The sequence below is a fragment of the Aeromonas sp. 601039 genome, assembly GCF_049174415.1.
GTDB classification, from domain to species: Bacteria; Pseudomonadota; Gammaproteobacteria; order Enterobacterales; family Aeromonadaceae; genus Aeromonas; species Aeromonas veronii_A.
In genome coordinates this window covers 1-12335 of sequence record NZ_JAAKTL010000001.1, presented here as the reverse complement: position 1 = coordinate 12335, position 12335 = coordinate 1, and the positions used below count along the sequence as shown (strand labels likewise).

Sequence of the window (12335 nt, the reverse complement as noted above, 5' to 3'; positions counted from 1 at the left end):
TTCATTTTTTGGCCTTCGGGTTGCCCGGTCTCTGACTTGCTGCCCGCAGGTCTGCTGCGCCTCCCGATAAAGGTCTTTGCGAGAAGTTATGTATCAACAACAGTGGAATAACGACCATATCTACCCGGGCCTCGACAGCCCCGAGCTGGAAGCGGACATGCGCGCCGCCCGCCACGCGCTGGAAGAGCTGGCCAGCTATATGGCAGGCCTGGACGGGGTGCGCGACTATGACGCTGCGCTGCAGGATTTCTTGCGGGAAGTGCGGCTGCGCGCCCGCGATATTCGCCATATCGGCTGGAACGTCGCCATTCTGGCCGCGTGCCGCGGCAGTCAGGATGCGCGGGATCCGCAGGCCAAACAGCTGGCGTCCCGTGCCCGCGCCCTTAACGCCGATCTGTTCAAGACCCTGGCGCCGGTGGAAGATCTGATGCTGGCGCTGCCGGAAGTTGAATTTGCCGCGCTGATGAGTGATCCGCTGCTCGGCGAGGAGGCGTACCGCTTGGGCCATGAGCGTCGTTTGCAGGATCAGCGCTTGCCGGTGGCGGCGGAGCAGCTGGTGATTGGTCTGGGCACCGATGGTCTGCACGCCTGGGGCAACCTCTATAACGATCTGGTGGGCAAGATCCGCTTGACCATTGATGGCCGCGAGATGGGGCTGGCCGAGGCGAGCAATCTGCTCTCCAGCCCGATACGTGCGCTGCGTTTAGAAGCCTTTGATGCCATCAGTGCTGGCTGGGAGGGAGAGCAGGAGACGGTGGCCGCCATCCTCAATGCCCTCAACGGCTGGCGGCTGGAGCTGGCCCGCCAGCGTGGCAACACCCGGTTGCTCGATGCGCTGGATCTCTCCTGCCACCAGAGCCATATCGAGCGTGCCACCCTCGATGCCCTGATGAGCGAAACCTGGCGAGCCCGTGGGTTGGGCCAGCGCGCCCTAGAGCTGATGGCCGAGCGCCTTGGTCTCGACGATCTGGGGCCGGAGGATCTCTTTGCGCCGCCGCCTGCTTCCAGCAGCCGCGACATTCCTTTTGATGAGGCGATCGAGTTGATTGCCGATGCCTTTAGCCGTTTCGATCCCGAGATGGGGGCGTTTGCCCGCATGATGGCCGAGAAGGGGTGGATTGATGCGGCGCCCACGCCAAATCGCCGCACCGGCGCCTACTGCACCAAGTTTGCAGAACCGGTCGAACCGCGGGTCTTCGTCACCTATGCCGGCACCATGGATAACGTCATCACTCTGGCCCATGAGCTGGGCCACGCTTGGCACAACTGGGTCATTCGCGATCTGCCGATGAGCCAGCGCAGCTATCCCATGACGCTGGCCGAAACGGCCTCCATCTTTGCCGAGACTCTGGTGCGCAGCGCCCTGTTCGAGCAGGCAGAAAGTCCCGAAGAGCAGTTGGCGATCGCCTGGGCCGAAGCCGACGGTGCGGCCACCTTCCTGGTCAATATCCCGGCTCGCTTCGATTTCGAGCAGGCCTTGGTGGCCGAGCGGGCGCAGGGTTATGTATCCGCAGAGCGACTCAAAGCGTTGACCGACGAGGCGTGGGGACGCTGGTATGAGGGGAGCCTGACCCGCTATCACCCCATGTTCTGGGCGGCCAAGGCGCACTTCTCCATCGCCGGGCTGGGCTTTTACAACTATCCCTATCTGTTCGGTTATCTGTTCAGCCTCGGGGTCTATCAGCAGTTGATGAGCCGCAAGGCGGCGGGGGAAGAGGGCATTGCCGAAGCCTATCGCGCCTTGTTGCGCGATACCGGCCGGATGAGCGCCGAAGATCTGGTAGCCAAGCATTTGGGGCAGGATATCCGTGAGGCCGCCTTCTGGCAGGGGAGTCTGGCACAGGTAGCGCATGCGGTTGAGCGCTTCGCGCAGTTGCCTGCCTGATTGGGTCTGCGGTGATATGAACAACAGGCCTCCGGACAGTCTCGCTGTCCGGAGGCCTGTTTGTTATGCCTGCTTTTGTTGCGGTTTGATGGGGCCAACGAACAGGGGGCGGGTCTGGTGAGTCAGATCCGGCTGATAGCCGTTGAAGAAGAGGTTGAGCAGCACCGAACTGATGGTGGCCAGCAGGATACCGCTATGAAAAAGCGGTTGTAGCTGCGCCGGAAGCTGCTGGAAAAAATTCCCGGAGACCGTCGGGATCATGCCAATTCCGAGACTGATGGCGACGATATAGAGGTTGTGGCGGTTGCTGTTGTAATCGGTGCGCGCCAGGATGCGGATCCCGGTTGCCAGCACCATACCGAACATGACGATACCGGCGCCCCCCAGTACGAAGGGCGGGATGGAGGCGACTAGCACCGACATCTTGGGGATGAGGCCAAAGGCGAGCAGTATCCCCCCCGACATCACACAGACCCAGCGACTCGATACTCCGGTCACGCTCACCAGACCGATATTCTGGGAGAAGGAGGTGTGGGGGAAGCTGTTGAATATCCCACCAATAATGGTGCCGATGCCATCCACCCGCAGCCCGCGCACGATATCACCGCGCCTGGCCGGATGGCCGACGATGTCGCCAAGGGCCAGAAACATCCCCATGGATTCGATAAAGGTGATGAGCATGATCACCGTCAGGGTGGCGATGGAGATGGGATCGAAGGTGGGCCAGCCGAAGGCGAAGGGCACTATGGGGGCAAACCAGGCTGCCTCGCCGAGGCCATCGAGGCTCACTTCGCCCATGGCGATGGCCACCACGAAACCGAAGATGATCCCGAGCAGCACCGAGATATTGCTGAAAAAGCCCTTGGTGAAGCGGGTCACCAACAGGATAAAGACGAGCACCAGGAAGCTGGTGCCGATATAGCGCAGGCTGCCATATTCCGGATTACCCTTGCCCCCCGCCATCCAGTCGATCCCCACCTGCATAATGCTGATCCCGATGGAGGTGATAACCACTCCGGTCACTACGGTGGGGAAGAGCGGCATCAACCTACCTATCAGCGGCACCAGCAGGGTCGAGATGATACCGGCTGCAATGGTGGCGCCGAAGATGCCCGTCAGCCCCAGATCCGGGTTGGCTCCGATGGCCAGCATCGGCATCACGGCGGCAAAGGTGACCGACATGATGACCGGCAGCCGGATCCCGGCAAAGCGGCCAATCCCGACACATTGCAGCAGGGTGACGATGCCGCAGCAGAAGAGATCCGAACTGATAAGGTAGGAGATTTGATCCTTGGGCAGCCCCAGACTGCCGCCAATCACCAGCGGCACCGCCACGGCGCCGGCGTACATCACCAGCACATGTTGCAGGCCGAGGGTAAAGAGTTGGCCCATGGGGAGCATGCGCTCCACTTCATCCACCGGGCGCTTGCGCGCACCCGGTCGGGGGGAGGGGGGATTGGTCTCGTTCATGAACAGATCACTCCTTGAAGCCCGCGCAACTGCTGCAGGCAAGATAGTGAAAGCCGCAGCTTTCCCGGTCATTGATCTCGTGTATTGACAGAGGAGCCAGATCCCTCGGCAGTAGTGAGAGGGATCCGGTGCAGCACGGGGCAGTGCACAAAACATGCACAACGCCACTCACGAGAGAAAACGTTTGGCGATAACGCCTTGTTTTTGCGAAATGAGTCACATACCGGCCAGATAAGTGTCCGGCTGCTGGCAGGGGAAGGAGGTGAGGGCATCTCAGATTGGTAAGGGGTTTATCATTATTGGTCTGGCGATCTCACTTTGATAGCCGGGCACCATAACGTTGCTCGCAATGCGCCCGTCTTCATGTGACGGCGCTCGCGGGCTGCTGGGCGCAATCGGGGGCGGGGGCGTGATCCAAAGCAAGAAAGTTGGATGTTTTGGTGGCGCGCATGGCCGCCGCTGGGGTAGTTTCGATAAAACCGACACAGATCCTGAGGTCTTATCCATGATCATCTATCTGCATGGCTTTGATGCCACCAGCCCAGGCAATCACGAGAAAGTGCTGCAGTTGCAGTTTATTGATGATGATGTGCGTTTCGTGCACTACAGCACGGTTCACCCCCGTCATGATATGAGCCATCTGCTCAAGGAAGTGAAAAAACAGCTCGATATGAGTACCGATCCCAAACCGCTGATCTGCGGCGTGGGTCTTGGTGGCTACTGGAGCGAGCGGATCGGCTTTCTGTGCGGCATTCGCCAGGTGATCTTCAACCCCAACCTCCATCCGGAAGAGAACATGCAGGACAAGATCGACCGGCCGGAAGAATATGACGATATTGGCACCAAGTGTGTAACTGAATTTCGTAAGAAAAATTCAGGAAACTGCCTGTGTATCCTTTCCGTTCAGGATGAAGTGCGCGATAATCGGGACACTGAACGTGAATTGAAGAACTATTACGACATCGTGTGGGATGAGCGCGAGACTCATAAGTTCAAAAATATCTCGCATCATCTGCAGCGGATGAAGGCCTTCAAAGAAGCCTGATCCATCACGTCGACCGATTTCGTTTTAGGGAGCCAATGGCTCCCTTTCGTTTTGAGGAACCGAGGAAAATCATCATGATGAATATTGTCGTTGTAGGCGGCGGCGCCGGTGGCCTGGAGCTGGCCACCAGTCTGGGTCGCAAGCTTGGCAAGAAGAACAAGGCCAAGATCACTCTGGTCGATCGCAACCGCACCCACCTGTGGAAACCCCTGCTGCACGAAGTGGCCACCGGCTCCATGGACGCGGGCATCGATGCCCTGAGCTACCAGTCTCACGCCAAGAACCACGGTTTCGACTTCCAGCTCGGCACCCTGACCGACATCAAGCGTGACGATAAACGCATCGTGCTGGCCCCGATCCACGACGACAATGGCGACATCGTGGTCAACGAGCGCGAACTGCCCTACGACTATCTGGTGATGGCCATCGGTTCTGTCTCCAACGACTTCAACACCAAGGGCATCAAGGATCACTGTATTTTCCTCGATAGCCCCTCCCAGGCGCACCGTTTCCACAACAGCATGATGAACCGCTTCCTGCAGTTCGCCACCGAATATAAGCCGGGCGACAAGGTGAAGATTGCCATCGTCGGCGGCGGCGCAACCGGCGTCGAGCTCTCTGCCGAGCTCTACAATGCGGTCGAGCAGCTCTACGCCTACGGCTTCAAGAACCTCACCACCGACAGCCTGAAGGTGACCCTGGTGGAAGCGGGCCCGCGCATTCTGCCGGCTCTGCCGGAGCGCATCAGCGGCGCCGCCCATCAGGAGCTGGTCAAGCTGGGTGTGGACGTGCGTACCGCCACCATGATCACCGAGGCGACCAGCGACGGTCTGCACACCAAGGATGGCGAGCTGATTGAAGCGGATCTGATGGTGTGGGCGGCCGGTATCAAGGCACCTGACTTCATGAAGGATATCGCTGGCCTTGAGACGAACCGCATCAACCAGCTGGTGGTGAAAGAGACCCTGCAGACTACCCGTGACGAGAGCATCTTCGTTATCGGTGACTGCGCTGCCTGCCCGCAGCCGGATGGCAAGTTTGTGCCGCCGCGCGCCCAGTCTGCCCACCAGATGGCCAGCCAGGCGTTCAAGAACATTCTGGCCAAGATGAACGGCGGCGAGATGAAGCCCTACCTCTACCACGACCACGGTTCGCTGGTCTCCCTCAGCCGCTTCTCCACCGTGGGCAGCCTGATGGGCAACCTGATGCGTGGATCCATGATGGTCGAGGGCTACATTGCCCGTCTGGTCTACATCTCCCTCTACCGGATGCACCAGATCGCCCTGCACGGCTATGTCAAGACCGGCCTCATCATGCTGGTGGGTCGCATCAACCGTGTGCTGCGTCCGACCCTGAAGCTGCACTAAGCCAAGGTTTGACAGAATTCGGAATACCAAAAGGAGAGGCGATGGCCTCTCCTTTTTTATGGGCGCAGATCAGGAAAGAGAGCGTTACTTGCCCAGATAGGTACGGTCGAAGAAGGTATTGACCCAGTGAGGGCGGTAGATGGCCAGCACCGTCATCGCCATGCCGTTGAGCAGGGCTTCGGGGAACAACAGCAGTGGCCAGATGGAGAGGTAATCCGCCGTGATGGTGTGCCAGGGGTAGCTGTCACTCAGCCCCATCAGCAACGCACTGGCGGCCACCTTGACCGAGATGGTGATGGCGCCGCCGAGAAAGGCGGCCACGAAGATATAGACAAAGAGATGGCGCGGCAGCCAGGCCCAGCTGGCCAGAAACAGCAGCCAGCTGGTGGCTACCGGCAGGGCGATGCCAACCAGTGCCTGCCAGCCAAAATCGGCCAGATTGGTGACACCGAAGTAACCGAGCACCAGCAGGGTCAGGCAGGGGGCGAGCAACGCCAGTCGCCAGCCAAGCAGCAGGGTGAGGGAGGTGAGCCCGAGAAAATGGACCTCCAGCCCCTCATGCAGACCGGCCCTTAGATACCAGAGCGGCACCAGCGCGATGGCACTCCCCAGCAGCAGGTGCTGATAGAGGGGGTTGTCATAGAGGGTTTGCCACAGGGAGCGGCGCAGGCTGAAGGCCAGCAGTACCAGCCAGATCAGGAGGGCGGCGAGTTGTCCTTCACTCATCTTGTAGTCCATTTATGCAGTAGAGTCCGGGCGGTCTTCCCGACCGCCCATAGCAGAGCAGGCTGACGAGTCAGCCTGCTTTTACCATCAATATTTGACGTTGTTGTGGTACTTGCCGAGGATGCCCTTGACCCGTTCCATGGTCTCCTTGCTGGGGGGCTTGATCCCGCTCAGCTCGTACGTATCGCCCAGCACGTCCCACTTGTGTTTGCCCAGCTCATGGTAGGGGAGCAGCTCCACCTTCTCCACGCTCTCGCCCAGCTCGGCGATGAACTGGCCCAGCCCTTCGGCGCTCTCGTCGTCATCGCTCCAGGTCGGTACCACCACGTAGCGGATCCACATGGTCTTGCCTTTGGCCGCCAGATAGCGGGCAAACTCCAGGGTGTATCTGTTGCTGACGTGAGTCAGCGGAATGTGTTTCTCGTCATTGATCTGTTTGATGTCGAGCAGCACCAGATCGGTCTGGTCGAGCAGCTTGTCCACCTGTTCGTCGAGATGACGGACGAAGCCGTTGGTGTCGAGACAGGTGTGGATCCCTTTCTCTTTGCAGGCGGTAAAAAGTTCGGTAATGAAAGCCGGTTGCAGCATGGCTTCACCGCCGGACGCTGTCACGCCACCGCCGGAGGCATTCATGAAGTGGCGATAGCTGGTGATGTCACTCATCAACTCCGGTACGGTCACTTCGCGGCCACCTTCGGTATCCCAGGTATCGCGGTTGTGGCAGTACTTGCAGCGCATCAGGCAGCCTTGCATGAATACGATAAAGCGTATTCCCGGGCCATCGACAGTGCCGCAGGTTTCGACGGAATGGATCCGGCCAACGGTGCCGTGAGCTCCGGCTGGCTGGCTGATTTCAACGGCAGGGATCCGATTAATGACAGACATAAACAACTCCAACGATTCGAGCAGGCCGTTATTTTATTACATAAACCCCTATTGATCCTACACCTTTAGTCCGGCACCCGGCTGCCAAGCAGCTGCTCCAGCCCCTTGACGGTGAGCGGCCGACTGGTGAGAAACCCTTGATAATGCTGGCATCCCAGCGCTTTGAGGATGGCCAGCTGCGCCTCCTCTTCCACCCCTTCGGCGGTGACGGTAAAACGAAAGACCTGGGCCAGATCGAGTATCGCCTTGACGATGGCTCTGTCCTGTTCGCTGTGTACCAGGGTCTGAATGAAGCTTCTGTCCAGCTTTACCTCATCGGCGGGCAGATCCCGCAGATAGGCCAGCGACGAGTAGCCTGTGCCGAAGTCGTCGATGGAGATGAGGATGCCGAGCTCCTTGAGCTGGCGCATTCTGGCGATACTCTCCTGCCGATTCTCCAAGACTACCGATTCGGTCACCTCCAGCAGCAGGCGGGAAGGGGGCACACCGGTGTCGCGCAAGATGTACTCCACCTGTTGTACGAAGCCCTGGGTGTGGAACTGGCGGGCACTGACGTTGACCGACAGATGGGGGATCTGCAGGCCACGGTTGAGCCAGAAGCTGTATTGGGCGCAGGCGGTCTTCATCACCCAGTAACCGATTTCGAGGATCAGGCTGGTCTCTTCGGCGATGGGGATAAACTCCCCGGGTGGCACCATGGTGCCGTCGCTGCGCTGCCAGCGCAGCAGCGCCTCGATACCCGACAGCGAGCCATTGTCGACCCGGTATTGCGGTTGATAGTGGAGCTGCAGCTCGTGATGACGCAGGGCATCGCGCAGCTCATTGGTGAGGGTCAGCCGATTTTTCTCGTGCTGGGCCATCGCCTCGGTAAAGAAGACGTAGTGGCCCTGACCGGCGCGCTTGGCCATGTGGGTCGCGGTGTCGGCCTGTTGCATCAGGACCAGATGATCCGTCTCGTTGCCGGAGAAGAGGCTGATCCCCACCGAGGCGCTGCAGTGCAGTTTGTGATCACCGATGTCGAACGGGGTGCGAAACAGCCCCATCAGCTCGCGGGCGAAGTGCTCTGCCAGAATTTTGGCGGTGACCTCGCCTTGTCCGAGCTGGGTAAAGAGCAGGGCAAACTCATCCCCCGAGATGCGCGCCTGCACCAGATTGTCCTGGGGCAGCTCCCTGAAACGCTGCACCACGGCCTGCAGCAGCAGATCGCCGCAGGCGTGACCGAGGGAGTCGTTGATCGACTTGAAGTTGTCGAGATCCACCAGCAGCAGGGCGCCCCACTGGCCGTTGGGGGCGCTCAGGGTCTGCTGCAAAATATGGTTGAGGCTGCGGCGGTTGTGCAGACCGCAGAGATCGTCGTAGTAGGCGAGCTGCTCGATATGTCTGGCTGCCTCTTGTTCCTGGGTGATGTCGTAGAAGCTGCAGATAAAGTGGCTGAGCTCCCCCTGCTCATCCTTGACGCCGTTCACCATCAAGCGCACCGGAAAGAGGTGACCATCCTTGTGCAGGCAGCGCTCTTCCCCGAGCCAGAACTCCTGCTCGTTGACGGTGCGGCTGACATCTTCCTTGAGATGATCCCCGTAGTAGGTGGGGCGCAGCTTGCGAATGGAGTGACCGATCACCTCTACCTCGCCAAATCCGGTGATCCGGCTGAAGGAGTGGTTGACCTTGAGGATGATGCCGTTGTGATCCATCACGATCAGCCCATCGTGGGTATTAAAGGCTACCTCAGCCAGCCGCAGGGCATCGTCGGTGGCGAGGCGCTTGAGCTCGATGGCGGCCCGCTCGTGCTGGCTGCTCAATAGATCCAGAAGCTGTTCGGGTTCCTCGAGGGGGGTATCGAGCAGCAGGGTGATCTGGCCAATGGGGGCGCCGCTCTGGCCATGGAGTGGAATGCCGATGTAGGCGCTGGCGTTGAGGGCCAGCAGCCGGGTCGCCTTGGGATAGCGCACGGGCAGATCTTCCACATAGATGGCCTGACCATGCTGGAACAGCTCCTGAGCGGGGCCGGGGTCGAGCTGGATGGGCTTGAGGGTGGAGCAGATCTCCTCGTTGATGACGCAGCGGGGGATGATCCAGAGATCCTGACCGCGGGGTTGGAACTCGCCGATCCAGCCCACCCGGGCACCGCTGGCGCTCATGGCCCAGCTTACCAGCGTCTTGCAGTAGTCGATGCCGGTCTGCTGGTGCAGTTCGGGCGGGAGGGCCAGCTCGGCGCGGTGCTCTTCCGGTTGCGGTTGCCAGTGGCCGAGCAGCTGGGCGCTGCTGCGCACCAGTTGCAACATCTCCTCGCTAAGCGGGGTGGGATCGAGATACTCCAGACTCAGCACCCCGAACAGCTTGTCCTGCTCCAGCAGGGCACCATCAAGGCGTGAGCGCACACCGGCACTGGTCAGATAGAGGTGATTGCTCAGCATCGGCTGGTGGGCGGCCTCCGAGAAACTCAACGCTTTGCGGGTACGCAGGGCGCGGATATAGCGGCTGTCACCACGAATGGGGTAGAGCGCTTCGACCCCCAGGGTGAACACCGGGGTGAGTTGCTCGCTGCCGAGATCGCCGTTGGCCTGATAGTGCCAGAGGATGAGCCGATCGGCCCCCAAACTCTCTTTAAGGGCCTCGAGTAGGGGCGCATACTGTTGCTGGCTCGCCATCTGGCTGAGGCGCGGCAGCTGCAATGCCAGATCGGCGATGGGCTCCTGACGAAGGTTCTGCAGACAGATGAGCCAGAAGCCATCCTGCTCGTGAGCGAGGGCGATGTGCCAGAGCTGGCTGGCAAAGCGCACGGTGATCTTGCCGCCATGGCCGTTGGCCAGCAGTTGTTCGATGGGCAGGCGCAGGGCATCGGGCAGCTGGGCAGGCCAGGGAGCACGCGGCTCGTCGAGCCAGTAGAGCGGGGTTTGCATCACGTCGGTCAGGGCGACCAGCCGTTGACTGCGCAGGTCCAGACGGAAAAAGAGCGGCGTCTGGAGGGCAGGAGGAAGATGACTGAGTGCGGTAGACGACATGAACAAACAACATCCTGTTAAGCAACCGTCGGGGTTGCAAGAATACTGCAAAATGGTGTGAAACAAAATTTCATTGAATTCTAAATTAGAAAAGTCTAATTTATTGCCCATTATCATGTATGAGGAGTCTTGCAGATGAAACGGATCCTGATTATCGGTGGTGTCGCGGGGGGCGCATCGGCGGCGGCTCGTGCTCGTCGTTTGAGTGAAGAGGCAGAGATCGTGATGTTCGAGCGGGGTGAGTTTGTCAGCTTCGCCAACTGCGGTCTGCCTTATCACATCGGGGGCGATATCCCCGACCGGGATGCCTTGCTGCTACAGACTCCCCAGAGTTTCAAGCGCCGTTTCAACGTCGATGTGCGAGTTTTTCACGATGTGATCGAGATAGACAGGGCAGGCAAGACCTTGCTGGTGCGCAACCTGCAAACCGGTGAAGAGCAGCGCGAGCATTACGATGTGCTGCTGCTGAGCCCGGGGGCGGCGCCGATCCGTCCTCCCTTCCCCGGTATCGACAGCCCCCATGTCTATACCCTGCGCAACATCCCGGACATGGATCGCATTCTGGCGGCCCTGCATCACGATCAGCCGCGCCACGTCACTGTGGTGGGCGGCGGCTTTATCGGGCTGGAGATGATGGAGGCGCTGCATCAGCGCAAGCTGGATGTCACCCTGCTGGAGCTGGCCGATCAGGTGATGGCGCCGGTGGACAAGGAGATGGCCAACATGCTCCATGCCCGTATCCGGGAAGAGGGGATCGACCTGCGCCTGCGCACCGGCCTCACCGCCATCGAGAGTCTGGATCTGCCTGCCGAGAAGACCTCCGCCGTACCGACCGCCAAAAGCGGTGGCCTGCGCCTGACCCTCAATGACGGTTCCCATCTTGATACCGGCCTGCTGATCCTCGCCATCGGCGTCAAGCCGGAAACCCTGCTCGCCGCCAAGGCGGGGCTGGAGCTGGGCCCACGGGGCGGCATCAAGGTGGATGCCGGGATGCGCACCTCGGATCCCTTTATCTATGCGGTGGGGGATGCGGTGGAAGAGATAGATTTCGTCACCGGCGAATCTGTGCTGATCCCGCTGGCGGGCCCGGCCAACCGGCAGGGGCGCATCGCCGCCGACAATATGCTGGGCCGAAGCGAAACCTACAAGAAGACGCAAGGGACCGCCATCTGCAAGCTGTTCGATCTGGCGGTGGCCAGCACTGGCCTCAACGAGAAGCGACTGGTGCAACTGGGATTGCCGTTCGAGAAGGTCTATGTCCATCCGGGCAGCCACGCCGGTTACTACCCGGGCGCACATCCGGTCAGCCTCAAGCTGCTGTTTGCCCCGGATGGCAAGATTTATGGCGCCCAGGCCATCGGCAAGGATGGCATCGACAAGCGCATCGATGTGCTGGCAGTGGCCCAGCGCGCCGGTCTCACCGTGTTTGACCTGCAGGATCTGGAGCTCACCTATGCGCCGCCGTTCGGGTCGGCCAAGGATGTGATCAACATGGCGGGCTTTGTGGCAAGCAACCACCTGAAGGGGGACACCCTGCTCTGCCACGTGGCCGAGGTGCAGGCTCGTAACCCCCATCAGCTGGTGGTGGATGTGCGCAATGGCCCGGAGCTCGACAAGCTGGGCCGCATTCCGGGGGCGCTGCATATCCCCCTTGACGAGTTGCGTGGTCGCCTCCATGAGTTGCCCAAAGAGAAAGAGCTGCTGATCAGCTGTCAGGTCGGGCTGCGCGGCCATGTCGCCTGCCGCTTGCTGAGTCAGCACGGCTTTAAAGTGAAGAATCTCTCCGGCGGCTTCAAAACCTGGCAGATGGCCACCGCCGAGTAACCGTTTTATTTCTGTGCCTGTTTGCCCCTCTCCCTTGTGCGTGCAAGATGAGGGGTGTAGTGGTCTAATCATCCCGGACACCATTTTAGGTGGTACAGTCGCCACCATGACCTGAGGTGTTCAATGACAAG

The 12335-nt window shown here is 60.1% G+C and carries 8 protein-coding genes; 4 read left to right on the top strand and 4 right to left on the bottom strand.

The window, feature by feature from the left end; genetic code table 11:
• Positions 1-88: 88 nt before the first annotated feature.
• The gene (locus G5195_RS00040) at positions 89-1885 is read left to right on the top strand and encodes a M3 family oligoendopeptidase (protein WP_266133818.1); all 1797 of its coding nucleotides are present in this window, start codon (positions 89-91) and stop codon (positions 1883-1885) included.
• A gap of 63 nt (positions 1886-1948) precedes the next feature.
• Here G5195_RS00040 and G5195_RS00035 read toward each other — a convergent pair whose 3' ends face one another.
• Positions 1949-3355 (bottom strand): nucleobase:cation symporter-2 family protein, encoded by a 1407-nt coding sequence (locus tag G5195_RS00035; RefSeq protein ID WP_069527695.1) that lies wholly within the window; start codon positions 3353-3355, stop codon positions 1949-1951.
• Positions 3356-3860: 505 nt separating this feature from the next.
• Here G5195_RS00035 and ycfP point away from each other — a divergent pair.
• Positions 3861-4400 carry an alpha/beta hydrolase YcfP gene (ycfP, locus tag G5195_RS00030; protein WP_323970148.1) on the top strand — a complete coding sequence of 180 codons (540 nt, stop codon included), beginning with the start codon at positions 3861-3863 and terminating at the stop codon, positions 4398-4400.
• Positions 4401-4474: 74 nt separating this feature from the next.
• The gene (locus G5195_RS00025; RefSeq protein ID WP_421173037.1) at positions 4475-5767 is read left to right on the top strand and encodes an NAD(P)/FAD-dependent oxidoreductase; all 1293 of its coding nucleotides are present in this window, start codon (positions 4475-4477) and stop codon (positions 5765-5767) included.
• An 84-nt stretch (positions 5768-5851) separates the two neighbouring features.
• Here the strand turns inward: G5195_RS00025 and G5195_RS00020 are convergent, their stop codons facing one another.
• The 3 genes from G5195_RS00020 to G5195_RS00010 all read right to left on the bottom strand — a co-directional run bounded on the left by G5195_RS00020 (position 5852) and on the right by G5195_RS00010 (position 10380).
• Positions 5852-6493 carry an energy-coupling factor ABC transporter permease gene (locus G5195_RS00020; RefSeq protein WP_257699128.1) on the bottom strand — a complete coding sequence of 214 codons (642 nt, stop codon included), beginning with the start codon at positions 6491-6493 and terminating at the stop codon, positions 5852-5854.
• Between the two features lie 87 nt (positions 6494-6580).
• Positions 6581-7378, bottom strand: a complete 798-nt coding sequence (gene pflA / locus G5195_RS00015; RefSeq protein WP_421235697.1) for a pyruvate formate lyase 1-activating protein — start codon at positions 7376-7378, stop codon at positions 6581-6583.
• 65 nt (positions 7379-7443) lie between these two features.
• Entirely contained in the window at positions 7444-10380 is a 2937-nt protein-coding gene (locus G5195_RS00010) for an EAL domain-containing protein (RefSeq protein ID WP_421235696.1), read from the bottom strand.
• Positions 10381-10515: 135 nt separating this feature from the next.
• Between G5195_RS00010 and G5195_RS00005 the strand changes: the two genes are divergently transcribed.
• Positions 10516-12204 (top strand): FAD-dependent oxidoreductase, encoded by a 1689-nt coding sequence (locus G5195_RS00005; RefSeq protein ID WP_319889993.1) that lies wholly within the window; start codon positions 10516-10518, stop codon positions 12202-12204.
• Positions 12205-12335 lie beyond the last annotated feature (131 nt).